Origin of the sequence: Aeromonas sp. JL9 (assembly GCF_024436075.1) — a bacterium.
Taxonomy (GTDB): domain Bacteria; phylum Pseudomonadota; class Gammaproteobacteria; order Enterobacterales; family Aeromonadaceae; genus Aeromonas; species Aeromonas veronii.
In genome coordinates this window covers 14695-39484 of record NZ_JANFNV010000033.1, presented here as the reverse complement: position 1 = coordinate 39484, position 24790 = coordinate 14695, and the positions used below count along the sequence as shown (strand labels likewise).

At 61.4% G+C, this 24790-nt stretch carries 24 protein-coding genes; 16 read left to right on the top strand and 8 right to left on the bottom strand.

What is annotated here, in order from left to right:
• Positions 1–97: 97 nt before the first annotated feature.
• Genes bioD through bioB form a run of 4 tightly spaced genes read right to left on the bottom strand, consistent with a single transcriptional unit; the run spans position 98 to position 3924 of the window.
• Positions 98–775, bottom strand: a complete 678-nt coding sequence (gene bioD / locus NOM06_RS18005) for a dethiobiotin synthase (protein WP_005337893.1) — start codon at positions 773–775, stop codon at positions 98–100.
• A gap of 59 nt (positions 776–834) precedes the next feature.
• Entirely contained in the window at positions 835–1650 is an 816-nt protein-coding gene (bioC, locus tag NOM06_RS18000; protein WP_255912624.1) for a malonyl-ACP O-methyltransferase BioC, read from the bottom strand.
• Positions 1643–2839 (bottom strand): 8-amino-7-oxononanoate synthase, encoded by a 1197-nt coding sequence (bioF, locus tag NOM06_RS17995; RefSeq protein ID WP_255912623.1) that lies wholly within the window; start codon positions 2837–2839, stop codon positions 1643–1645. The genes bioC and bioF overlap by 8 nt, the downstream gene beginning before the upstream one ends.
• Positions 2836–3924: a biotin synthase BioB gene (gene bioB / locus NOM06_RS17990; RefSeq protein WP_255912622.1), complete on the bottom strand. Its 1089-nt coding sequence runs from the start codon at positions 3922–3924 to the stop codon at positions 2836–2838. Before bioB ends, bioF begins: the two co-directional genes overlap by 4 nt.
• 193 nt (positions 3925–4117) lie before the next feature.
• Here bioB and bioA point away from each other — a divergent pair, with 193 nt between their 5' ends.
• The gene (gene bioA, locus NOM06_RS17985) at positions 4118–5392 is read left to right on the top strand and encodes an adenosylmethionine--8-amino-7-oxononanoate transaminase (protein ID WP_255912621.1); all 1275 of its coding nucleotides are present in this window, start codon (positions 4118–4120) and stop codon (positions 5390–5392) included.
• Positions 5393–5568: 176 nt separating this feature from the next.
• A complete protein-coding gene (locus NOM06_RS17980; protein ID WP_005350472.1) occupies positions 5569–6381 on the top strand; it encodes a HAMP domain-containing protein in 813 nt (270 codons plus the stop codon).
• A 9-nt stretch (positions 6382–6390) separates the two neighbouring features.
• On the opposite strand, the gene NOM06_RS17975 is transcribed toward NOM06_RS17980, so the two are convergent.
• Complete coding sequence (locus NOM06_RS17975; RefSeq protein WP_005359354.1) at positions 6391–6735, bottom strand: hypothetical protein; 345 nt, start codon at positions 6733–6735, stop codon at positions 6391–6393.
• A gap of 200 nt (positions 6736–6935) precedes the next feature.
• Between NOM06_RS17975 and asnS the strand changes: the two genes are divergently transcribed.
• The 4 genes from asnS to NOM06_RS17955 all read left to right on the top strand — a co-directional run bounded on the left by asnS (position 6936) and on the right by NOM06_RS17955 (position 11760).
• Complete coding sequence (gene asnS / locus NOM06_RS17970; protein ID WP_043818544.1) at positions 6936–8336, top strand: asparagine--tRNA ligase; 1401 nt, start codon at positions 6936–6938, stop codon at positions 8334–8336.
• Positions 8337–8446: 110 nt separating this feature from the next.
• Positions 8447–9202, top strand: a complete 756-nt coding sequence (locus NOM06_RS17965) for an ABC transporter substrate-binding protein (protein WP_255912620.1) — start codon at positions 8447–8449, stop codon at positions 9200–9202.
• Between the two features lie 374 nt (positions 9203–9576).
• The gene (locus NOM06_RS17960) at positions 9577–10920 is read left to right on the top strand and encodes an anaerobic C4-dicarboxylate transporter (RefSeq protein WP_255912619.1); all 1344 of its coding nucleotides are present in this window, start codon (positions 9577–9579) and stop codon (positions 10918–10920) included.
• 174 nt (positions 10921–11094) lie between these two features.
• Entirely contained in the window at positions 11095–11760 is a 666-nt protein-coding gene (locus NOM06_RS17955) for an adenine nucleotide alpha hydrolase (RefSeq protein ID WP_255912618.1), read from the top strand.
• 153 nt (positions 11761–11913) lie between these two features.
• Here NOM06_RS17955 and NOM06_RS17950 read toward each other — a convergent pair whose 3' ends face one another.
• Both NOM06_RS17950 and dcuC read right to left on the bottom strand, forming a co-directional pair.
• A complete protein-coding gene (locus tag NOM06_RS17950) occupies positions 11914–13053 on the bottom strand; it encodes a M20 family metallopeptidase (protein ID WP_255912617.1) in 1140 nt (379 codons plus the stop codon).
• A gap of 134 nt (positions 13054–13187) precedes the next feature.
• Complete coding sequence (gene dcuC, locus NOM06_RS17945) at positions 13188–14564, bottom strand: C4-dicarboxylate transporter DcuC (protein WP_005350454.1); 1377 nt, start codon at positions 14562–14564, stop codon at positions 13188–13190.
• Between the two features lie 285 nt (positions 14565–14849).
• Between dcuC and NOM06_RS17940 the strand changes: the two genes are divergently transcribed.
• The 9 genes from NOM06_RS17940 to NOM06_RS17900 all read left to right on the top strand — a co-directional run bounded on the left by NOM06_RS17940 (position 14850) and on the right by NOM06_RS17900 (position 22202).
• Positions 14850–15164 carry a hypothetical protein gene (locus NOM06_RS17940; RefSeq protein ID WP_005337929.1) on the top strand — a complete coding sequence of 105 codons (315 nt, stop codon included), beginning with the start codon at positions 14850–14852 and terminating at the stop codon, positions 15162–15164.
• Positions 15165–15176: 12 nt separating this feature from the next.
• A complete protein-coding gene (locus NOM06_RS17935) occupies positions 15177–15341 on the top strand; it encodes a hypothetical protein (RefSeq protein WP_255912616.1) in 165 nt (54 codons plus the stop codon).
• A gap of 139 nt (positions 15342–15480) precedes the next feature.
• Positions 15481–15831 carry an ArsC family reductase gene (locus NOM06_RS17930; protein WP_005337930.1) on the top strand — a complete coding sequence of 117 codons (351 nt, stop codon included), beginning with the start codon at positions 15481–15483 and terminating at the stop codon, positions 15829–15831.
• Positions 15832–15850: 19 nt separating this feature from the next.
• Positions 15851–16978, top strand: coding sequence for a succinyl-diaminopimelate desuccinylase (gene dapE, locus NOM06_RS17925; RefSeq protein WP_255912614.1), 1128 nt, complete (start codon positions 15851–15853; stop codon positions 16976–16978).
• On the top strand, positions 16975–17664 hold the full coding sequence (locus NOM06_RS17920; protein WP_255912613.1) for a M15 family metallopeptidase: 690 nt from the start codon (positions 16975–16977) through the stop codon (positions 17662–17664). The genes dapE and NOM06_RS17920 overlap by 4 nt, the downstream gene beginning before the upstream one ends.
• The gene (locus NOM06_RS17915) at positions 17661–17807 is read left to right on the top strand and encodes a hypothetical protein (protein ID WP_005337933.1); all 147 of its coding nucleotides are present in this window, start codon (positions 17661–17663) and stop codon (positions 17805–17807) included. Before NOM06_RS17920 ends, NOM06_RS17915 begins: the two co-directional genes overlap by 4 nt.
• A gap of 279 nt (positions 17808–18086) precedes the next feature.
• Entirely contained in the window at positions 18087–19814 is a 1728-nt protein-coding gene (locus tag NOM06_RS17910; protein ID WP_043818568.1) for a potassium/proton antiporter, read from the top strand.
• A 43-nt stretch (positions 19815–19857) separates the two neighbouring features.
• Complete coding sequence (locus NOM06_RS17905) at positions 19858–20961, top strand: beta-N-acetylglucosaminidase domain-containing protein (protein WP_255912612.1); 1104 nt, start codon at positions 19858–19860, stop codon at positions 20959–20961.
• A gap of 32 nt (positions 20962–20993) precedes the next feature.
• Complete coding sequence (locus NOM06_RS17900) at positions 20994–22202, top strand: sodium:proton antiporter (RefSeq protein WP_236316666.1); 1209 nt, start codon at positions 20994–20996, stop codon at positions 22200–22202.
• A gap of 73 nt (positions 22203–22275) precedes the next feature.
• Here NOM06_RS17900 and NOM06_RS17895 read toward each other — a convergent pair whose 3' ends face one another.
• The gene (locus NOM06_RS17895) at positions 22276–22908 is read right to left on the bottom strand and encodes a LysE family translocator (protein ID WP_005344345.1); all 633 of its coding nucleotides are present in this window, start codon (positions 22906–22908) and stop codon (positions 22276–22278) included.
• A gap of 232 nt (positions 22909–23140) precedes the next feature.
• On the opposite strand from NOM06_RS17895, the gene NOM06_RS17890 reads away from it, so the two are divergent.
• On the top strand, positions 23141–24763 hold the full coding sequence (locus NOM06_RS17890) for a methyl-accepting chemotaxis protein (protein ID WP_201997944.1): 1623 nt from the start codon (positions 23141–23143) through the stop codon (positions 24761–24763).
• Positions 24764–24790: the final 27 nt, after the last annotated feature.

Here is a 24790-nt window from a genome sequence, read left to right as displayed (position 1 = left end):
GATAAGGGACATGACCGGGGATCACTCGGGATCCCCACCTGATCATGTTAATGTCGACATTCTAGGGAGATTCGATGAATGTTCGCTGAATATGCCGTCAAAGTAGCGGCGAGATATCGAGACGCCCCTGCAAATCGGCTTCAAGCGGATTGTTTATAAACGGAATTTCGCCGAGGAAGGGGGCAGGCAGCAAGCCCCTCAGGGTGTCCAGATTTTCCTGATAATGGCTCATGGAACCATGGAGCCGATTAATTACCCACCCCGCCACCGGCAGCTGATCATTGCGAATGGCGGCAAAGGTGAGCAGCGCATGGTTGAGGCAACCCAGCTTGGCCCCCACCACCATGATCACCGCCATGTTCTCCTGCTTGACCCAGTCCGACAGCAGATGCTTGCGATCGAGCGGCAGATACCAGCCCCCCGCCCCTTCCACTACCGCCAGTTCGGCCCCGGCCTGTTCAATCTTGCGTAGCCCCTCGCTCAACCCCTGCATGGTGATAGGCTGGCGTGCCTCACTGGCGGCGATGTGGGGCGCAATCGGCGGCTCATAGGCGAACGGATTGACCACCTCATAAGGCAGCGGCAGGCTCGCCGCCTCCTGCAACAGAACGGCATCCAGGTTGCGCAGCCCGTCCGGAGTGCGGGCACATCCGGCCGAGACCGGCTTGTAGCCCGCGCACTTGATTCCCTGTGCGCTGAATTCACGCAACAAGGTACGCGCCACCAGCGTCTTGCCCACATCGGTATCGGTGCCGGTGATAAAGAATGATTTCATACGGTTCTCTCCTTGGCAGGGCCCGTTGACTACCCTGCACACAATGCGATTCCCGGCGCTCAGCAAGGCTTGCTGAGACGGCCGAGGCACACCCGATAACTGGCGACCAGCCTGCCATCTGGCTGGCGAAACGCCTCATACGCCTGAGCCAGCTGCTGCAATCTGGCGCGACCACTCAGACCGGCCGGGGCGGCACTCCCCTGATTGTCATTGACCTGATTGGCCCCAATCCCCTTGAGATCGCGCAACAACTGCGGCAATTCAAGATAGGCGAGATCCCAGGTGATACAACGCAGCTCGGGAGCAGATACCCCGGCGCTCGCCAGCGCCTGCTCCAATTGTGGCAGGCTGAGGAAGCGATTGACATGGGCGCGACCATCAAGCTGCTGCCAGGCGGCTCGCAACTGCCAGAGCGACTCATCGAGCAGGGTCGAGAAAAAGATCTGGCCGCCCGGTTTGACCACCCGCAGCAGCTCGCCAAAAGCCTGGGCCGGACGCTCGCACCACTGCAGCGCCAGACTGGAGAAAACCCAGTCGAACGCGTTATCGGCGAAAGGAAGCTGCTCCGCATCGCCGCAGAGCAGGCGAGCACCGCTGCCACGCAAGGCGGCCTGCGCCAGCATGCCGGGGGCGAGATCCAGCCCCACCAGCTGGTGACAACAATTCGCCAGTTGGGGCAAGAAAAAGCCGGTGCCGCAGCCCAGATCCAGCCCGCTCACCGTCAGATCAGTGCCAACCAGCCTGTCTGGCATCCATTCCAGCAGCGCCTGACCCACCTCCTGCTGAAAGTGGGCATGGGCATCGTAATGACGAGCGGCGGCGCCGAAACGGCGAGCAAGCTGCGCCTTGTCGACCGTTTGAAAACGCTCAGCCATGGCAAGCCTCCCCAACCGTTGTCACAGCAGGGCAGACCCCCAAGGCATCGAGCAAGCGATCCACATCCTGCTCGCGGTGAGCCGCGCTCAGGGTAATGCGCAGCCGGGCCGTAGCGACCGGCACAGTGGGCGGGCGGATGGCGCTCACCCAGACGCCGCGCTCCCGCAGCCGTTCTGCCAGTTGCAGGGCAACACTGCTCTCCCCCACCAGCAGCGGCTGGATGGGGGTGTTGCTCGCGCCAAGCTGCCAACCCAACGCCTGTGCCCCTTGCCGGAAGCGAGCGATCAGCTGGCCAAGATGGGCGCGGGACTCATCAGCCGCGCGCACCAGTTCGATGCTCTTGCTGACCGCGCAAGCCTGCGCGGCGGGCATATGGGTGCTGTAGACATAGTGGCGAGCGAAGTTGACCAGATAATCCACCAGCTCGCGGCTGCCGCCGACAAAGGCGCCAGCGACGCCAAGCGCCTTGCCAAAAGTGCCCATCTGGATGTGTACGCTGGCAGAAGGAACCCCCTGCGCCGCCAGAGTGCCGCGCCCCTCGGCTCCCAGCACACCAAGACCGTGGGCATCGTCGATCATCAACCAGTTGCCGCTCTGGGCTGCGAGGGTTGCGAGCTCGCGCCAGGGGCCTTGATCCCCGTCCATACTGAACACCCCTTCCGAGACAATCAGTCCGCGATTTGGCTCAAGCTGCCGTTCAAGGGCCGCCATATCGTTGTGACCGAAGCGTTTCATCTTGCAGGGGAGCTGGCTGCCCATTTCCTGCAAAGAGGCGTGGTTGAGTTTGTCCTGCCACAGCAGGTGCTCCTTGCCGAGCAGCGCTTTGAGCACCGCCTGATTGGCAGAAAAGCCGCAGTTGAACAGCAGCACCGCCTCCACCCCGAGCCACTCGGCCAGGGTCTCCTCAAGCTGTTGGTGGGCACGGCTGTAACCGGTCACCAGTGGCGAGGCGCCGGAGCCCGCACCATAGCGCTCAATCCCCGCGTTGAAGGCGGCCTTGATGGCGCCGTGATCTGCCAGTCCCAGATAGTCGTTGGCGGAAAAGTTGAGGTAGTCGCGCCCTGCAACCCTGAGCCGCCCGCCACTCGCCCCGTCGGTCGCGATGCGGTTGCGCAGCAGACCCACCTGCTCGCGCCCGGCCAGCGCCGCGCCCAGCGCAAAGGGGCCCGTTACTGCAGGGCCCTTCATGATCTGGCGGCCCCAGCACGGGGGCGGGTGGCGTCATAAAACATTTCGGCAGGTTCGCTCTGGCGGCTCACCTCGGCCAGCAGCTCCTCTTCTTGAACCTGATCCGGCTTCTGGGCCCGCTGGGCGGGGCGAATGCCGAGCCGCTTGAACAGCTGCATATCGCTGTTTTCGTCCGGGTTGGGGGTGGTCAGCAACTTGCAGCCATAGAAAATGGAGTTGGCCCCGGCCATAAAGCACATCGCCTGCATCTGCTCATTCATCTTCTCCCGCCCGGCTGAGAGACGCACATGGGAGGCGGGCATCATGATCCGTGCCACCGCGATGGTGCGGATAAATTCGAACGGATCGAGGTTCTCCTGATCCTCCAGCGGCGTTCCCTTCACCTTGACCAACATGTTAATCGGCACGCTTTCGGGGTGGCGCGGCAGGTTGGCGAGCGCCATCAAGAGGCCCGCCCGATCTTTCGCCTGCTCGCCCATACCGACGATGCCGCCGGAGCAGACCTTCATGCCGGCACCGCGCACATGCTCCAGGGTATCGAGCCGATCCTGATAGGTGCGGGTGGAGATGATCTCGCCGTAAAACTCCGGCGAGGTGTCGAGGTTGTGGTTGTAGTAATCAAGCCCCGCGGCCCCCAGACGCGCCGCCTGATCGGCGGTGAGCATCCCCAGGGTCATGCAGGTCTCCATCCCCAGCCCGCGCACCTCCTCGATCATCCGGATGATGTAGGGCATGTCCTTCTCTTTGGGGTTGCGCCAGGCGGCCCCCATGCAAAAGCGTGACGAGCCGTTGGCCTTCGCTTCACGGGCCCGCTCCAGCACCTTTTCCACCTCCATCAGCCGCTCGGCCTCAAGACCGGTGTGGTAACGGGCGCTCTGGGGGCAGTATTTGCAATCTTCCGGGCAGGCGCCGGTCTTGATGGAGAGCAGGGTGCTCACCTGCACTTCGTTCGGGTCGAAATGGGCACGATGGACGGTCTGGGCCTGAAACAGCAGATCGTTGAATGGCAGGGCAAACAGGGCCTGAACCTCGGACAGGGTCCAGTCGTGACGAAGGGCGTGACCGCCCGCGGTGAGAGCATTCATACATGGCTTCCGGTTGTTATTAGTGGGATCCTGCGCCCGCCATCTTGGGATGGACGGCCACAGAACCCGCCGCCGGGCCCGCGCGCTCAAGGTGATGCGCAGTGCCAAGTGGCTGAAATTGTTGGCTAGTGTAGAGAGCACGCGTAGACTGTCAACACCGACCAGATCAAACTAATTGACAACAGAACAACAAATGACCAATCGAGAATTCGACCTGCACCACATCTGGCACCCCTATACCTCCCTCACTCACCCTCTGCCCTGCTATGAAGTGGCCAGCGCCAAAGGGGTGACCATCACCCTCAGCGATGGCCGTGAACTGGTGGATGGCATGAGCTCCTGGTGGGCTTGCGTGCACGGCTATCAGGTGCCGGAGCTGGATGCTGCCGCCACCTCCCAGCTCGGCAAGATGTCCCACGTGATGTTTGGCGGCCTCACCCACGCCCCGGCGGTCGAGCTCTGCCGCAAGCTGGTGGAGATCACTCCAAAGGGGCTTGATCGGGTCTTTCTGGCCGATTCCGGCTCGGTGGCAGTGGAAGTGGCGCTCAAGATGGCCCAGCAGTACTGGCACGCCAAGGGAACGCCCAGAGCCAAATTTGTCGCCCTGCGCAGCGGCTATCACGGCGACACCTTTGGCGCCATGAGCGTCTGCGATCCGGACGGCGGCATGCACGAGCTCTACAAGGGATTCCTGCCGGAGCACTATTTTGTCGAAGCACCCAGCTGCCGCTTCCACGCCGAGTGGGACGAGCAGTGCGTGGTGGAGCTGGCGACACTCATGGCGGATCATCACGAAGAGATCGCCGCCATCGTACTTGAGCCCATAGTGCAAGGGGCTGGCGGCATGCGCTTCTATCACCCCCGCTACCTGCAGTGGGTGCGCGCCCTGTGCGACGAGTTCGGTGTGCTGCTGATTGCCGACGAGATCGCCACCGGCTTTGGCCGTACCGGTCAGCTGTTTGCATGCGACTGGGCGGGGATCAGCCCCGACATCATGTGTCTGGGCAAGGCGCTTACCGGCGGCTACCTCACCCTCTCGGCGACCCTGACCACCGAGCATGTCGCCCGCACCATCTGTGACGGCAAAGCCGGCGTCTTTATGCACGGCCCCACTTTTATGGGCAATCCCCTCGCCTGCGCGGTGGCCAACGCCTCCATCGATCTGCTGCTGGCCTCACCGTGGCAGGAGCGGGTGCGCACCATCGAGCATCAGCTGCGAACAGAACTGGTAGAGCTGACCCTGCACCCGGCGGTCGCGGATGTGCGGGTGCTCGGCGCCATCGGGGTGGTGGAGATGAAAGAGCGGGTGGATGTAGCGCGCATCCAGCGCAAGTTTGTCGAACTGGGCGCCTGGATCCGCCCCTTTGGCAAGCTGGTCTACCTGATGCCCCCCTTCGTCATCACCCCTGAAGAGCTACGGGTATTGACCGGCGCCATCCGTCAGGCCATCGCCGAAGGCGAGTTTTAATGCATGCAGCGGGCGGCCATCGCTGCCGCCCGTTTGACTACCGGCATTTGATATATAAAGAGGGCAACTTTATCCACTTCAGTGCGCTTTCACTTGCCGTAATGTGAGCAAAACACCAGACCTGAGGCCCCAAGAGGGGTAAACTGCTGCGGTTTTACCATCAAGAAAGACTGCTCATGCGCCTCTCCATTGCTGCCAAAATCAACTTTTTCCTGCTCTTCATCTTCTCCATGGTACTGGTCTTCTCCGCCGCCTATCAGGCGGTGCGCGAGCGCGATCTCATCCTGACGCTCATCAAGGAGCAGAGCCGCGAGCAGACCGAAGCCTATTTCGACGGCCTCAACATGCTGATGCTGACCGGCAAGATGGATGCCCGCGATACCCTGCGCGGCAAGTTTCTCGACCACGCCCATGTGGAGGATGCACGCATCGTTCGTGGCGACGCGGTGAGCAAACAGTTCGGGCCGGGACGGGAGACCGAACAGGTAAAGGATGAGTTTGATGAGCTGGCACTGGCGGGCAAAGGGAGCCTGGAGGTGGTGCACAACGGCATGCACAGCCGTCTGGTGGTGACCCGACCGCTGCTGGCCAAGAAGGATTTTCGCGGCACCGACTGCACCAGCTGTCATCTGGTGCCGGAGAATACCGTGCTTGGTGCGGTGCGCTTTGACTACTCCCTCGATTCGCTGTTTACCCGGGTCGAGCAGAATATCCTCACCTCGGCGCTGATCCTCACCGGCATCTTCGGGATGGGACTGCTGCTGACCCTCTGGGTCATCCGCACCTGGATCGTGCGCCCCCTCAACCAGTTGACCCGCTCCATGGAAGAGGCGACTGACCTGCACGACTTCGGCCACCGGCTGGAGGGGGATGACGGCGACGAGATTGGCCGAGTGGCGGTTGCCTACAACCAGATGCTCGACAGTGTGGAGCGCCAGCTCGGCAAACGCACCAAGGCCAGCAGGCAGGAGCCGGATCAGCCCCGCTGAGGCAGGCGCTTAACCGACGTAGTAAAAGAGCAAGCTGGCGATCAGCACCAATAGCAGGATGGCCAGATTGACATGCCGGGAGTCATCCTGACGGCGGCTGCGCTTGCGCTCCAGCAGCAACACCGCCAGGGTCAGGGCGCAGCAGCTCCAGAGCCCGTAGACCAGCCAGGGGGTAAGGGCCGGGTCCCAATAATCGCGCACCTCGATCCCGCCATAAACCAGAAAACCGTAGGCAATTTCGGGCCGGGCATAGTGGTAAAGGGAGAGCAGCACGATAAAGCCGCCCCAGCAGAGCATCACCAGCCCCTGTAACACCCGTGTCAGCCAATCTGGCCCATGCCGCCGATCTTTCACCCACCTCTCCTGCGCCCGTGACACTCTTGTTGAGTGAACCATGCCGAAAACCCCACCAGAGTCCGACATTTTTGCTTGTTTATCAAACCCGCGCGGGTAAGATTGACGGCTTAGTCTGCCATGGTGGGCCATCTGTGCCCGGGCCAGACTCCCTAGTGTTGCAAATAGCGCTGCAAGAACAAGCTGGAGACAATATTTCGATGACGCACGCATCCGTAGTAGATGTGCTGGCCGGTAAGTATCCGGTCGGCACCACCCAAACTGTCAAAGGGTGGATCCGGACTCGCCGTGATTCCAAGGCGGGGATCTCATTTTTGGCCATTTCCGATGGCTCCTGTTTCCATCCGGTACAGGCAGTTGTCCCCAATACCCTGGCCAATTACGAGAATGAAGTGCTGCGTCTGACCACTGCCTGCTCCGTGGAAGTGACCGGCGTGGTTGCCGCCTCTCAGGGCAGCGGCCAGGCTTTCGAACTGCAGGCGACCGAGGTGAAGGTAGTCGGTTGGGTCGAAGATCCGGACACCTACCCGATGGCTGCCAAGCGCCACAGCATCGAATACCTGCGTGAACAGGCCCACCTGCGCCCGCGCACCAACATCGTTGGCGCCGTGACCCGCGTTCGTCACTGCCTGGCGCAAGCCATCCACCGCTTCTTCCACGAAGAGGGTTTCCTCTGGGTTGCGACCCCGCTCATCACCGCCTCTGACACCGAAGGTGCCGGCGAGATGTTCCGCGTCTCCACCCTGGACATGGAAAACCTGCCGCGCACCGACGCCGGCAAGGTGGACTATAACGAAGATTTCTTCGGCAAAGAGGCTTTCCTGACCGTATCCGGCCAGCTGAACGCCGAAACCTATGCCTGCGCGCTCTCCAAGGTCTACACCTTCGGCCCGACCTTCCGTGCCGAAAACTCCAACACCAGCCGCCACCTGGCCGAGTTCTGGATGGTGGAGCCGGAAGTGGCCTTCAACGATCTGGAAGATAATGCCGCACTGGCCGAAGCCATGCTGAAGTATGTCTTCAACGCCGTACTGACCGAGCGTCGCGACGATCTGGAGTTCTTCGCCCAGCACGTGGACAAGGATGCCATCGGCCGTCTGGAGCGTTTCGTCTCCTCCGACTTCGCCCAGATCGACTACACCGATGCCATCGAAGTGCTGAAAAACTGCGGCAAGAAGTTCGAGTTCCCGGTCTCCTGGGGTATCGATCTCTCCTCCGAGCATGAGCGCTATCTGGCCGAGGAGCACTTCAAGTCTCCGGTGGTGGTGAAGAACTATCCGAAAGATATCAAGGCCTTCTACATGCGCCTCAACGACGACGGCAAGACCGTTGCCGCGATGGACGTACTGGCACCGGGCATCGGCGAGATCATCGGTGGTTCCCAGCGTGAAGAGCGTCTGGACGTGCTGGATGCCCGCCTGGCCGAGATGGGCCTGAACAAGGAAGATTACTGGTGGTATCGCGACCTGCGTCGCTTCGGTACCGTGCCGCACTCCGGCTTCGGTCTGGGCTTCGAGCGTCTGGTAGTCTACGTGACCGGCATGGGCAACGTCCGCGACGTGATCCCGTTCCCGCGTACTCCGCGTACCGCCGAGTTCTGATCAGCGGCATCTTGCCACTGCATTGCAAAAGCCGACCTGTGGGTCGGCTTTTTTATTGTCACCATTATGGGTGATACTCAGGATCAATCGGCACAAGGAACTCGTCGCCTATGGGATATCGCCTGCTGCTTTCGCTATTGCTGTCCTGCATGCCTGTTCAACTGTGGGCCGAGCCCGTTCGTCTGACCACCCTGGAGTGGCCCCCCTACACCAGCCAGAGCCTGCCCGATGGCGGCCTCACCGGTCATATCGTCAAGCGCGCCTTTGCCGAAGCGGGACTGGAGGTGACGTTCGACTTCTACCCCTGGCAGCGGGCGGTGCGGCTGGCGGCCGATCCAGCCCAGCCTTATAGCGGCTATTTTCCCGAGTATCTCTCCGACACCCTGCCCACCCTGTGGCGCAGCTCCCCCAGCGTGGGGGACAGCGTGCTGGGCATGGCGCAGCGCTCAGGCCCCCCCATCCCCTGGCAGCAGCTCACGGATCTCGCCCCCTACCGGATCGGCGTGGTGGAGGGGTACGTCAACACCCAGGAATTCGATGCTCTGATGGCCAGCAAGCGCCTCAACACTGCCGCCGTCGATTCCGACCTGCTCAACCTGCGCAAATTACAGCGCGACCGGCTCGATCTGGCGGTGATCGACCGGGATGTCTTTCACTGGCTCATCAACCATGATCGCAAGCTGAGCAGCGCCGGATTGCAATTTCACCCGAAGATCCTCGAACACAAGAGCCTGCACATCATGTTTAGTCCCGATCAGCAGGCATTGCAGCAACGGGTGGCACAGGCCATTGCCAGATTGGATATTGCCAAGCTGAGCGAGGATTATCAGCGCCGCTATCTGCAGCAAGCACCTGCGGCCAAGTGAGCCAACCCGCCGAAGTCAGCCCTTGTTGGCAAAAATAGCCTGAGCGCTGGCTTTTTCACCCTCTTCTGCCGCAATCGAGCCCTTTTTATGCCCCTCCCCTGCAGCTCTGTTGCCGCTCTGTGCTGCCACCATGACCACCCGATGGCTTGGCCCCGAGTGATACCACTTGGTGACAAAAATGATGTTTTTGTTAGTACGTGGTTTTTAAGTGGTTTAATCAAAAATTCATCGAGTTATTGAAGTAACTCAATTTTTTCACTTTTTCAGGGGAGCAGAATAGCAACTAACCCTTTTGGGCTAAATAAAACAGACAATGACAATTCATGGTTCAGGCTACCCGCGGCAATATGGGTTGAATCACACGAGGTAACGGAATGATCTTGATGGAATTTTTAGTGGTACTCGGCTGCTTGCTGCTGGGTACCCGCTTTGGGGGCATGGGACTCGGTCTCATCAGTGGTATCGGTCTCTTCCTGCTGACCTTCGTCTTCGGCCTAGTGCCGGGCGAACCGCCTGTTCAGGTGATGCTGACCATTCTGGCGGTGATCGGCTGTGCCGCCACCCTGCAGACTGCCGGTGGCCTCAACCTGATGATGCAGGTAGCCGAGCGTCTGCTGCGCCGTCACCCGCAATACATCACTATACTGGCACCACTCACCACCTGGACCCTCACCTTCCTGTGCGGTACCGGCCACGTGGTCTACACCATGTTCCCCATCATCGCTGACATCGCGCTGCAGAAGAACATCCGTCCCGAGCGCCCGATGGCCGTGGCCTCCGTTGCCTCCCAGATGGCCATCTGCGCCTCCCCGGTCTCCGTTGCCGTGGTCTCCATGGTCTCCATTCTGGCGGCCGGTCATGGTATCGGTCAGGCTTACGGCCTGCTCGACATCCTGATGATCGCCATCCCCTCCTCCCTGACCGGTGTCATCGTGGCGGCACTGTGGAGCCTGCGTCGCGGCAAGGATCTGGACAAGGACGAAGAGTTCCAGACCAAGATCAAAGACCCGGAGCAGCGTGCCTTCATCTACGGTGGTGGTGAAACCCTGCTCAACACCAAGTTCCCGAAAGAGGCCTACTGGTCTACCTGGATCTTCTTCGCCGCCATCGCTGCCGTGGTATTGCTCGGTGCCAACGAAGGTCTGCGTCCGGTGTTCACCATCAAGGACAAGACCGGCCCGCTCTCCATGAACCTGGTGATCCAGATGATGATGCTGATCGCCGGTGCCATCATCCTGATGCGCTGCAAGGTCAAGCCGGGCGAAATCGCCAACGGTGCCGTCTTCAAGGCAGGTATGGTCGCCATCTTCTCCGTGTTCGGGGTGGCATGGATGAGTGAGACCTTCTTCCAAGCCCACATGCCGCTGCTCAAAGAGACCCTGGCCCATGTGGTACAGGCCCAGCCCTGGACCTACGCCCTGGTGCTGTTCCTCATCTCCAAGCTGGTAAACAGCCAGGCCGCTGCCCTGACCGCCATCGCCCCCATGGGTCTGGCGCTGGGTGTCGAACCCAAGCTGCTGATCGCCTTCCTGCCGGCCAGCTACGGCTACTTCGTGCTGCCGACCTACCCGAGCGATCTGGCCTGTATCGGTTTCGACCGCTCCGGCACCACCCGCATCGGCAAGTTCATCATCAACCACAGCTTCATCATTCCGGGGCTGATCGGGGTGGTGACCTCCTGCTCGCTGGGCTTTATCCTCACCAGCATCCTGCTCTAATCGCAGCGGCATTTACCACGCTATTGCAATACAGGCCCCCGCTTCGGGGGCCTGCTCTTTTCCCCGCTCTGTTATCCCAACCATTTCCCCGCAGCCATTTCCGGACACTATGCCTTTACCTCTGCCCCCGCCGCTGGGTAGCATGCCCCCTCGTTCATCACCGGAATCTCATTCATGTCTCGCGTCATCCTGCTCTGGAGCGGTGGCAAAGATGCCATGCTGGCCCTCTGTCATGCCCGTCAAGCGGGCCATCAGGTGGTGGCACTGGCCACCTTTGCGCCACCAGAGCCCCGATTTCTCGCTCACCCCTTGCCGCTGGTGCGTCTTCAGGCGGAAGCCCTCGAGCTGCCCCATCTGCTGGTCACCATAGAAGCGCCGTTCGAGCAGAGCTATGAGACGGCGCTGAGCAGCTTGCAGCAGGAGTGGAACCTCGACGGGGTGGTGACCGGCGATATCGACAGCGTGGGCGGCGCACCAAACTGGATCCGCGAACGCTGCCGCCCGCTGGGGCTCACCGTCCACACCCCGCTCTGGCAGCAATCTCGTCAAGCCTTGCTGGCGGATATGCTGGCGCGTGGCATCGTCGCCCACCTCTCCTGCGTCGATACCCGGGTGCTGGCCCCCGAGTGGACTGGCCGCACCCTCGATGCCGCCACCCTCGCCGAGTTACAACAACTGGCCGAACGCGAGGGCTTCGATGCCTGCGGCGAGCAGGGGGAGTACCACACCATGGTGACCGACGGCCCGGGCTTTGCCGCCCCGCTGCGCCTCGATGGCTGGCAGGTGGCGCGGCAGGATTATCTGGCCTATCTGGCCTATCTGGCCGAGCCACAGGGGTAACGGCCTCAGACTATCTGGCCCGCTCCTCAACACACGGAAAATCGAGATAAAAAAACGGGAGGCAGCAGCCTCCCGTTTGGATTTGAACGGGCCTGTTTTAAGCAGACCAGTTTTGAGCGGGCAAATAACGACCCGAACAAGGGATAAACCGGCTTATTTCGCCAGCTTGCCCAACACCCGCTGCAGCAGGCGGATGCGCGGCTCGATGCTCTCCAGCAGCAGGAACTCCGCCTCCGAGTGGAAACCGCCCCCCATGGGGCCGAAACCATCGAGAGACGGCACACCTGCGGCGGCGGTGAAGTTGGCATCCGAGCCGCCACCGGCCTCCAGCCAGTTGAAGGGGATCCCCTCCTCTTTGGCTGCCGCCTCCACCAGCGCCATCAGCGCCTCGGTGTCACCGCTCGGGCGCATCGCCGGCTTGAAGGTCTGGCGATCCACCTTGACCCGGCAGCCCGCGAGGAAGGGGTTGTTGGCCATAAAGGTGAGCCGATCGTGCACCGCCGCAGCCTCTTCGTTGCTCCAGAAGCGCAGATCGACGATCGCCTCAGCAAAGTCCGGCACCACGTTGACACCGGTGCCGCCCTGTACCACGCCAACGTTCATGGTGGTGCCCGTGGTCATGTTGACCTGCTCGTTGATGGCCAGCACCCAATGAGCGAGTTCTGTGATGGCAGAGACCCCTTCGGTGAGGGCCGAACCGGCGTGGGAGGCCTTGCCGTGGAAGGTGATGCGGTACTTGGCATTGCCCTTGCGGGCGCTGATGAGATCCCCATTGGGACGGGCTGCCTCGGCCACCAGCACGCAGCCACTCTGTTTGGCTTTTTTCACCAGCCAATCCTTGGACCAGGGGGAGCCAATCTCTTCGTCGCAGTTGTAGCAGACCAGCACCTTGAGCTTGGCAAGCAATGCCGGATCCATCTCTTTGAGGGCATACCAGATAGAGAGCAGGCCGCTCTTCATGTCCGACACACCGGGGCCAAAGGCTTGATTGCCTTCGATTTTCAGCGGGCGCTTGGCCGCCGTCCCCTCGGGGAAGACGGTATCCATGTGGCCGCACAGCATCACGTCGTAGTGATCGGCACCCGGCGCATTGGTGATCTCGAGGCAGGGGCCGCACTCGGCAGCAAACTGGTGGCGAGTCACCTGCCAGCCGATGGCCTCATATTTCTCGGTCATGATGTCGGCCACCTTCGCTACTCCGGCCGGGGTGCGAGTACCGCAATCGAGGTTGATGAGCGGGGCCAAATCGGCCAGATAGTTATCGAGGGAAAACGGGCTCTTTACAACTGTCATTATCTTCTCCATGCAACAATCAGCGTTGATGGCCGATCGTCTATTGCAACAATGCGACACAGTGAGAAAAAGGCGGGCAGCCATGCCACCCGCCCGACCGGTAAATTCCAAACACCACTACATAACCCACATCACTACATGAACAGCAGATAGTTGAGGGTCAGCGCCGTCACCAGCGCCCCCGCCATCGGCACGCTGGTGCGCTTGACCACGGTAAAGGGCGACACCTTGGCAATCCCCGCACAGGCGATCAGCACCGCCGCGATGGGGGAGACGGTGCGGCCGATACTGGAAGCGAGCTGCATCGGCAGCAGCATGGTTACCGCAGGTACGCCAAACTTGGCCGCCACCGCCGGTGCCAGGGTCGAGAAGCTGAGGAACGCCGCGTTGCCGGAGCCCATGATGACCGCCGCTACCATGATCAGCGCCACCATCACCAGCGTCATCAGACCGCTGCCGATACCGGCATTGCTGGCAGAGTGCAGCAGGGTATCGATGGCGCCGATGGCCTTGAGGGATTCGGCAAACAGCTCGGCACAGACGATGAGCGCCACCACGGGGCCAAACACCTTGCCCATACCGTCGAGGAAGCTCGACAGCCCGGCAAACGCGGTACGCACCGAGCGGCTACGCAGCAGCTCGCACAGCATGCCGATAAAGACCGACAGCAGCATAGCCACCTCCACGCTCATCTTGATATCGCTCACCAGCAGCTTGGAGAAGGTCATCATCAGCACGAAGGGGATGATCGGCAGCAGGGCATACCAGGTAGGCGCCTGCACGCTCTCGGTGCCCTGCTCGTCCAGCTCGGCGTGATCGCCGCGATGCAGCGCCGGATCCCAACCATCCTTGCGATCGCAGTGACGCTGCCAGAAGAAGTGCAGCACCATGGTCACCAGCAGCATGGGGGCCACCAGCCAGATCTGGTAGTCGACGAAATAGCTGGTCGGATCCATGCCGGATTGGCCGGCGGAGAAGATGGCGTTGGTCTGGGTCGGGCCAATCTCGAACGCCTGGGAGGTGGCGATGACGCCACAAGCGGAGGCCGGGCTGATGCCGAGGTTGCGCATCACCGGATACATGGTGACCATCAACAGCAGGCCAAGGCCGGTAGCGGAGGTAACGAACAGAGAAACGAATACCGCCACCAGATAGCAGATAGATAGCATCAGGTAGCTGGACTGGATGCCCGCCACCGGTTTGACCGCCACCCGCACCAGCGCCTGGGAGGCCCCGATATGGGACATGTAGGTGGCAAAACCCGCCACCGCCATAATGGTGAGGCCGAGGCCCGCCGCGCGGTAGGAGAAGATCCCCTTGAACACTTCGAACAGGTCGAACAGGGCGAAACCGGTGCTCTTGTCAGCGGGGAGAATGGGGTGCAGCCCCAGCCAGTAGGCCACTGCAAAAATGGCCATGCCCGCCAGCGCCAGCACCGCCTGCGGGTTGTAATCTTTGATAATGCCGTAGACCACGGCGACCAGAACGAGCAAGACGAATAAAAGTTCCAATATTCACTCCTGATAAATTTATCGAAGAGCGAAATCTAGTGATCTGACCACTGTTTGCCTTTGATCCCTATCAATAAAGGTGCCGTCACCGTGATTCATTAGCATAATATGTCGGCCATGTAACAATTTTTCGTTATTTCAACTACCGAAAAACCTTTATCACCCCATATCCGGGAATTGTGTGACGCGACTCCCCTCTTTTTTGCGTTGGATCAACATCTGACGGCGCCGAACTGGCGAAGATGCGCTTCGACACATAGCGACCATTTCGCGCCGGAGAGAGTTATGACAAGCCAAGCCACCGCAGGTGCTTCGACCTGCGACTACAAGCTGTGGGACATCCTCGTCGAGTCTGCAAAGGAACGCACTACCATTCGTTACTCCAAACTGGCCAAGCAGGCCGGGCTGGAGCAGTGCCAGGATGAACTGCGCACCCTGCTGCAACGCATCCGCATGTACTGCACCGAAAATAACCTGCCGATCCTCTCCGCCATCGTGGTGGACGACGTGGGCAAATACACTGGCCTCTCTTCCAGCCTGCCTGATGCACCTTGGGAACGGGCCCGGGTCTTTGACCATGAGTGGACCACCCTGCACTGATTGAGGTGCTTGATGATGCCAACCAAAACGCGCCCGCTGGCGCGTTTTGGCTATCTGGCGTTTGCCCTTTCTCTTTTTCTCCTGCAAAAGCGGCTTTTCTCCCGCAATAGCCGCCCCATTGGGCACGCCCGCCCCACTGCTTCTGACCTTGTGCTCAAAATCGCCGTTCAGGTGTGACCAGTTCCGGTAAAACCCGCGAGCCGGACCATCGGCGTTGCCATGGGATTGCCACAATGCCAGAATCGGGCCCTTGCACTGCGTTGATTCGGATTTTCGGGCGCGGCCACGGCCAGCGCCCACAAGAGAAGGACTCCCCATGGCCATCACCCTCTATGGCATCAAGAACTGCGACACCATCAAGAAAGCCCGCAAGTGGCTGGATGAGGCCGGTATCGACTACCGCTTTCACGACCACCGCGCCGACGGCCTGAACCCGGACGATCTGGACAGCTGGCTGGCAAAACTCGGCTGGGAAGCCCTGCTCAATAGTCGCGGCACCACCTTCCGCGCCCTGCCGGATGAGGCCAAACAGGGGCTCGATACCGCCAAGGCGCGCGCCCTGCTGCTGGAACATCCGGCCATGATCAAGCGCCCGCTGCTCGACCGTGACGGCGAACTGACTCTGGGTTTCAAGGCTGATCACTACCAATCCCTCTTCTCCCGTTAAGGACAACTAAGGACAACTGATGTCGGATGTCATCGCACTGGCCAAGGATCTGATCCGCCGCCCCTCCGTTACCCCCCTCGATGAAGGGTGTCAGACCCTGATGGCGGAGCGCCTCGCCAGGATCGGGTTTGTCATCGAGCCCATGGTGTTTGAGGACACCACCAACCTCTGGGCCCGCCGTGGCAGCGAGGGGCCGCTGTTCTGCTTCGCCGGTCACACCGACGTGGTGCCCGCCGGGCCGCTGGACAAATGGCACACCCCGCCGTTCGAGCCGACCATCAAGGATGGCGTGCTCTACGGGCGCGGCGCCGCCGACATGAAGGGCTCGCTGGCTGCCATGGTGGTGGCGGTCGAGCGCTTCGTGGCCGAGCATCCGGATCACACCGGGTCCATCGCTTTCCTTATCACCTCCGATGAGGAGGGGCCCTTTATCAATGGCACCACCCGGGTGATCGACACCCTGGAAGCGCGTAACGAGAAGATCCGCTGGTGCATCGTCGGTGAACCCTCCTCTACCGCCGTGGTAGGGGATGTAGTGAAGAACGGCCGCCGCGGCTCCATCACCGGCGATCTGTTGGTTCGCGGAGTGCAGGGCCATGTGGCTTATCCCCATCTGGCTGACAACCCGATCCACAAGGCGGCGCCAGCGCTGGCGGAACTTGCCGCCACCGTGTGGGATGAGGGCAACGCCTACTTCCCCCCCACCAGCTTCCAGATCGCCAACATCTCGGCCGGCACCGGCGCCTCCAACGTCATTCCGGGCGAGCTGCAGGTCCAGTTCAACTTCCGCTTCAGTACCGAACTGACCGACATGGATATCCGTGAGCGGGTCGAAGCATTGCTGGATAGACATGGCCTCGATTATCAGCTGAGCTGGACTCTCTCCGGCCAGCCGTTCCTCACCGACACCGGTGCACTGCTCGATGCGGCTGTGGCGGCCATCGAGGCGGTGAACGGTCAGCGACCGGCCCTGCTCACCACCGGCGGCACCTCCGACGGGCGCTTTATCGCCCCCACCGGCGCCGAGGTGATTGAGCTCGGCCCCGTCAACGCCACTATTCACAAGGTGAACGAGTGCGTGAAGGCGGACGATCTGGATCTGCTGGCCGACATGTACCAAGGGGTGCTCGAGAGATTGCTGGCATGACGCAGGAACAACTGCTGGGGCTCGACGAGAGCCACCTTATTCTGGTGGGGCGAGGCCCTCATCGTCTGACTGCCGCCACCGCCGCGGCCTTCAACGACATGCAGGTGGCTGCCGCCTATGAGGGGTTCAACCTGCAGGCAGCCTCCAGCTGGCGCAGCTTCGAGCGCCAGCTCGCCATCTGGAATGGCAAGTGGCGCGGCGAACGGCCTCTGCTCGATGCCAACAGCCAGCCCATCGATGCCCTGCAACTCTGCGAGACAGAGCGGCTGCACGCCATCCTGCGCTGGAGCGCCCTGCCCGGCACCAGCCGTCACCACTGGGGGAGCGATCTCGATATCTACGACCCGGACTGTTTGCCTGCCGATACCAAACTGGCACTGGAGCCGTGGGAGTATGAAGCCGGGGGCTGGTTTGCGGATCTCAGCGAGTGGCTCAGCGATCATATGAGCGACTTCGGCTTCTTCCTCCCTTATGCCAAGCCGGTCGGGGCAGAGAGCGGGGTCGCCTACGAGCCCTGGCATATCAGCTTCTCGCTGGAGTCCGACGAGCTGCGACTCGATCCCGCGGCACTGGCGCTTTGCCTGCAACAGGCGGATATTGAAGGCAAGTCGACCATATTGGCCAACCTTGATGAAATTTTGGCCCGTTATGTCACCACCTGTCCTGACGAAAGGAAAATCCCATGAATCTCTGGCTGTGGATAGGGTTGCCGCTGCTGTTCCTGCTCGGGCTGTTTCTCAATGCCATCAAAGACATGAAACGGCTGGAGAAGCAGTTGCCCAACTACAAGGACAAGATCCGCGAAGTGAAGGATGACGAGGACGACTGAATCCCGCCCCATCCCTTGGGGAGCGCCCTTGTGCTCCCCTCTTCCTCTGCTGTGCCGTTTCACTTTTCCCCGCCATCTCCTCCCTGCGCATCCTGAAATCGACGCTCCTTTGACTCCGCTTTCGTTAACCCCGTCACTGTCAGAATATGGCGCGGCCATGCTGAAAAAAGGGATGAAAAATGTAAGAAAGTGCAAATTGATGCACAAATAAGCCACACAAGGGGGGCCTAACTGCATATAATGTGCCTACTTTGCACATTACCAGGAAGGAGTTCGCCCTTGGATGCCGCTACCATCAACAGTTTCTTTTTTGTCGCTGCCCTGTTGGTGGGAGCCAGCGTACTGTTGAGCGCCCTCTCTTCCCGCCTCGGTATTCCCATTCTGGTTATCTTCCTCGCCGTCGGCATGCTGGCCGGTGAGGATGGCCCAGGTGGCATCCACTTCGCTGACTACTCCATCGCCTATCTGGTAGGCAACCTGGCGCTTGCCATCATCCTGCTCGACGGCGGCATGCGCACCCGGGTCTCCTCGTTCCGGGTGGCGCTCTGGCCGGCCTTGTCGCTGGCAACGGTCGGGGTGGCCATCACCACTGGCCTGACGGGGCTTGCCGCCGCCTGGCTGTTTGACCTCAACCTGATGCAGGGGATGCTGATCGGCGCTATTGTCGGCTCCACCGATGCGGCGGCGGTCTTCTCCCTGCTTGGCGGGCGCAGTCTCAACGAGCGGGTGAGCGCGACGCTGGAGATAGAGTCAGGCAGCAACGACCCCATGGCGGTCTTTCTCACCGTCACCCTGATCGAGGTGCTCGCCACCGCCCAGCAAGGGCTGGATGGGGGCTTCCTGCTGCTGCAGCTGGTCAAGCAGTTCGGCCTTGGCGCAGGGATTGGCCTTGGCGGCGGCTGGCTGCTGTGGCGCCTCATCAACACCGCCCGCTTGGCGCCGGGGCTCTATCCGCTGCTCACCGTCAGCGGCGGCCTGCTGATCTTCGCCCTCACCACGGCGGTCGGTGGCAGCGGCATTCTCGCCATCTATCTCACCGGTCTGTTGCTCGGTAACCTCGCCCTGCGCAGCCGCAGCACTACCTTGTCGGTGCTGGACGGTCTGACCTGGCTCAGCCAAATCGGCATGTTTCTGGTGCTGGGGCTGCTCGCCTCCCCCCACAAGCTGCTGCCCATCGCCCTGCCCGCGCTGGCGCTGGCGATGTGGATGATCCTGTTTGCCCGCCCGGTGTCGGTCTGGATCGGGCTACTGCCGTTCAAGAACTTCGCCCCCCGCGAGCGCTGGTTTATCTCCTGGGTTGGCTTGCGCGGCGCCGTGCCCATCATTCTGGCGGTCTTCCCCATGATGGCGGGGCTGCCCAACGCCCAGCTCTACTTCAACGTCGCCTTCTTCGTGGTGCTGGTCTCGCTGATTTTGCAGGGCAGCTCGCTGCCGCTGGCCTCAAAACTGGCGCGGGTGGAGGTACCGGCCCCACCGTCACCCATCAACCGCTCCGGGCTCGAGATCGATCTCGACAGCCAGTGGGAGACCTTCGTCTACCAGCTGGGGGAAGAGAAGTGGTGCATCGGCTCGCCACTGCGGGATCTGCAGATGCCCGCCGGCACCCGGATCTGCGCCCTGTTTCGTGGCCGCGAGCTGCTCCACCCCTCGGGCAGTACCTGTTTGCAGGCCGATGACATCCTCTGCGTCATAGGTCACGAACGCGACCTCCCCGCCCTCGGCCAGCTCTTTAGTCAGGCGCCGGAGCAGGATCTCGGCCCCCGCTTCTTCGGTGACTTCCTGCTGGAAGCGGCGGCACGGCTGGTGGATCTCGCCCCTCTCTACGGGCTGGATGTGAGCGAGGTGGCGGATCAGACACTGGGTGATTTTATTGCCAGCCAGTTGGGCGATAATCTGGTGGTCGGTGACAACATCGAATGGCAGGGCCTGATCTGGACCGTGGCCGAAATGGACGAGAGCGTGCCGAGCAAGATCGGGGTGCGCTTTCAGGAAGAGGACCCGGTCTGACCGACCGTCCCGTATCAAGTCCCCAGCAAGAAGGGAGATAGTTATGCCATATCAAAGTTTGCTGTCCGGCCCCCTGCCCCCCGCTGCCAATCTGGGGGTGATTGAAGGCTTTTTTGGCAAGGGATGGAGCTGGCAGGCCCGCGCCCGCTACGCCCAGTGGCTGCCACGCCACGGCTACGGCTTCTATATCTATGCACCGAAAGAGGATGGCTATCTGCGTAAGCACTGGGCCCTCCCTTGGCCCGAGCAGCAGCTGGCCGCTCTCGCCGAGCTGGCGCGCCAGTGCCGCGCCAACGGACTCGCCTTCGGGGTGGGCTTGAGCCCCATGGGGGCTCATCACGACTACGATCGCAAACGCTCGGCGCTGCTTGAGAAAGTGCGCCTCATCGACGAGATGCTCCAGCCCGATATTCTGGCGGTGCTGTTTGACGATATGAAGGGGGATACCCCGGATCTGGCCCGTCACCAGCTCACCATCGCCCATGACATCGCGGCCCACAGCAAGGCGACCCGCCTCATCTTCTGCCCCAGCTACTACTCGACCGATCCGGTGCTGGAGAAGGTGTTTGGCGCCATGCCTCCCCGCTATCTGGAGGAGCTTGGCGAGCAGCTCGATCGCCGTTTCGAGATCTTCTGGACCGGCCCCAAGGTCTGCTCCAGCGAATATCCAGCCAGTCACCTCAAGCAGGTGACCGAACTGCTCGGCCGCAAGCCGTTCCTGTGGGACAACTACCCGGTCAACGATGGCAGCAAGGCGAGCAGCTACCTGCACCTGCGCGCCTTCGAGAATCGCCCTGCCGAGCTGGCAGAGCTGGTCTCTGGCCACGCGGTCAACCCGATGAAACAGGCGGCGCTCTCCGCCCTGCCCCTCGCCACCCTGCCAATGAGCTACCGACTCGGCAAACAGTACGATCCCGACAAGGCGCTGCATGCCGCCCTCAACGCCACCTGCGGCCCGCAGATTTCGGCGATGATCGAGGCCGACCTGCCGCTGTTTCAGGATCTGGGGCTGGCACAGCTCACCCCCGAGCAGATTGCCGCCCTCAAGGCGCGCTACCTGCCGTTTCGCGACCAATCCTGCGTTGACGAAATCGTGCGCTGGCTGGACGGGGAGTATGTGTTCGACCCCGACTGCCTGACCGATTAAACCACCCCCTGCGGGGGCAGAAAGGAGGTTGTATGGATGCACACCTGCTTTACCAGAATCTGGCGGTGATCGCCGCCTTCTTGCTGATCTACAGCCTGATCGCGGGGCGCTTCGAATCAAAGCTGGTCAACGGCCCCCTGCTCTTTCTGCTGACCGGCTGGCTACTGGGGCCGGGAGGGCTGGAGCTGCTCTCCCTCTCTATCGACAGCGCCGGCATCAAGCTGCTGGCCGAGCTGACGCTGGTTATCGTGCTGTTCAACGATGCCGCCAACACCAACTGGCAGGTATTGCTGGCCAACCGCCAGCTCCCCATCCGGCTGCTGCTGATTGGCCTGCCCCTCACCCTGCTTTGTGGCGCCCTGTTTGGCCACTGGATCTTCCCCGACCTGCCACTGCTGGAGATGGCCATCCTCTCCACCATTCTCGCGCCCACCGATGCGGCGCTCGGCAAGGCGGTGGTAAGCAACCCCGCGGTGCCGGCACCGGTGCGTGAAGGGCTCAATCAGGAGAGCGGCCTCAACGACGGCATCTGCGTACCGGTGCTGCTTCTGCTGCTGGCCCTTATCGCCCCCACCGAGCAGCATGCAGGCACAGCGACGCTGGCCATCACCCTGATGCTGGAGGAGATCGGCATTGGCCTGCTGGTCGCCTTTGTACTGACCAGCCTCACCATACGGCTACTGAAAATCTCCTATCTCAACGGCTGGCAACTGCCGCTCTGGCGCCAGCTCACCATGCCGGGGCTGGCCCTGCTCTGCTTTGCGCTGGCACAGACCCTGGGGGGCAGCGGCTTTATCGCCGCCTTTGTCGGTGGCCTCTTTATCGGCCACCGCCTCGGCGAGCACAAGCACGCCTATATGGACAGCTGTGAAGGGTACGGCGACCTGCTCTCCGTGGTGATCTGGATGGTATTTGGCGCGACCCTGATGCCCATTCTGCCGGAGCTGCTGCACTGGCAATACTGGCTCTATGCCACCGCCAGCCTTACCCTGCTGCGGATGGTGCCGGTTTGGCTGAGCCTCATCGGCACCGGCCTCAAGCCCGAACTCAAGCTCTTTATCGGCTGGTTCGGGCCGCGGGGCCTTGCCAGCATCGTCTTTGCGGTGATGGTGCTGCAAAACGAGCCTGCCCTGATTGGCCAGCGCCCCATCATCGCCACCGTGCTCTGCACCATCATATTGAGCGTCATCCTGCACGGCCTCACCGCCAACCCCTGGGTCGAGCGTTTCAAGCCTCGCTGAGCCACCCTGCGCCCATTAAAAATGCCACCGACCGGTGGCATTTTTCTTTTGTGGCGAGAGTCACTGACAGCTCTTACCCGAGCGCCAGCCAGACCCCCACCCCCAGCATCAGGGTACCGGCGATGCGGTTCATCAGGGTGACATTGCCGCTCTTGGCAAGGAAGTGGCGCAGGGTGCGGCCACCGCTGGCGTAGAGCAGCAGACAGGAGAACTCGATGACCAGGATCAGCGCCACCAGCGCGCTGATCTGCGGCGCCATCGGCTTGTCGGCAGAGATAAAGGGGGGCAGCAAGGAGATCATGAAGGCCCACCCTTTGGGGTTGGCGATAGCGGTGACGAAACCCTGCAGCGCCAGCCCCATGGCGCTGGTCTGTTGACCGGCCGAGAGATCCGCCGGAATGGCCATCTTCCCTTTAGCCTGCCACATCTGGATGCCAAGCCACACCAGATAGGCGCCCCCCACATATTTGAAGGCGGCGAAGATCCCCGGATAGTTGAGCATGATGGCAGCCACCCCGATCACCGACAGCACCGAGACCAGCCCGACACCGATCAGCTCCCCCCACATCATGTGCAGGGTGCGGCGCACCCCCAGGCTCATCCCCAGGGTCATCGACAGGGTCATGCACATGCCGGGGGTCACCGAGACAAAGAAAAAGGTCGGGATAAACAGAGCCAGAATGGCCGGATCGATCCAGCTGGACACAACACACCTCCATATGACGAGAGCGGGAAATCACGAAAACGGGACAGGATTGACACAATCCAGCCAGTTGTACCACATATTCAGGGGATAAAGCGCTCAATCATGCCTAAATGGCTCCTTTCTCACAAGAAAAAACCTTTTCTTCAGCACATTTCAGCAATAAAAGCCTGTGACAGCTCCTGACGTGCATGTGTAAGATGTCGGCTCCTCCAATTCCGGATTAGAGCCATTTATGTCATTGAATAATCTATCAATACGTGTCCAGGTCTTGATACCTTTGCTGCTGGCCAGCCTGCTGATGATGGTGATGATCGCCATCAGCAAACAGGGTCTGGATGAAGCCATCAATGACATAGATGAGACGACCCAGACCGTGGTCCAGCACAAGGACGATATTGCCAAACTGATCCACGCCACCTACCGGCTGCGCACCAGCGCCATCTATGGCCTCTACGATGCCAAGCTGTTTGCCGCACTACCCGCAAACCTCAACAGCGCCGAGCAGGAGATCAACACCATCCTCGGCCGTCTGGTGCTCCCCGGTGCCGAGCAGGATAACCGGCAGGTCGCTGCCGCCCTGCAGGCCTACCTCAGCCATACCCGCAGCAACATGCTGCCGCTGCTGGCGCAAAAACATCAGGGTGGCGGCGATCCGGTCGCCTACGAGGCGGCCCGCCTCCATTTCCGCGAGCTGGGTGAACAGCTGATCAAACAGATCGACAGCATGTCGGCCCACATCAACCAGCTGATCCAGCAAGAGCTGGCCGAAGAGCAGGCCCACTACGACGCCACCCTGCTGCGTACCCTGCTGCTCACCGCCGGTACCCTGCTGGCGGCGCTGATCTGCGGCTGGGTCCTCTCCGGGCGCATCGTCAGCCCCATCAGTCAGCTACAAGAGGTGATGCACGCCGTGGCGCAAGGGCGCTTCAACGTGCGCGCCAAAGCGGAGGGCAACAACGAGCTGACCCGTCTGGCCAAAGATATCAATCTCACTCTGGGGCAACTTGGTAGCACCATCGAGAACCTGACCGGGATCAGCAACAGCGTCGCCTCCGCCGCCACCGAGCTGGCCGCCGTGATGACCCAGTCCGAGGCCAATGCAAAGCAGCAGCACAGCGAGATCGAACAGGTCGCCTCCGCCGTGACCGAACTCTCCAGCACCGCTGACAATGTCAACCACAATGCCGCCATCGCCGACGAGCTGGCGCGGGATGCCAATGGCCGGGTCGAGCAGGGGCTCGCCCTCTTTACCGAAAGCATCGCCGCCAACAGCCGGATGGCAGGCAGTCTGGAAGATGCCGCCGCCATCGTGGCTCAGCTCAAATCCCAGTCCGAGCAGATCGGCAAGGTAATTGAAGTGATCCAGGGGATCTCCGAGCAGACCAACCTGCTGGCCCTCAACGCGGCCATCGAGGCGGCCCGTGCCGGCGAAACCGGACGCGGTTTTGCCGTCGTGGCCGATGAGGTGAGAATGCTGGCAGCCCGTACCCAGGACTCCACCAAGGAGATCCAGGCCATCATCGAGCGGCTGCAGAGCCAGTCCCAATCCGCCAACAACGGCGTGCAGGAAACTCTGGAGATCCTCAGCCATAACCAGCGCTTGTCCGCTCAGGTGCAGGATCTGCTGAGCGGCATTACCGGTGCCGTACGCCAGATCAACGACGCCAACGCCCAGGTGGCCACCGCCGCCGAGGAGCAGTCCTGCGTCACCGCCGACATCAACCGCAATATCACCAATATTCACGAGATTGTGAGCCAGAGCTCCGCCGGCATCAGCCAGAGCGCCAGTGCCAGCAACGAACTCTCCCAGCTCGCCGAGCAGCAACGCAAGCAGCTGGCCCAATTCCAGCTGTAAGCGCACAAAGTGAACCAGACAAAAAGG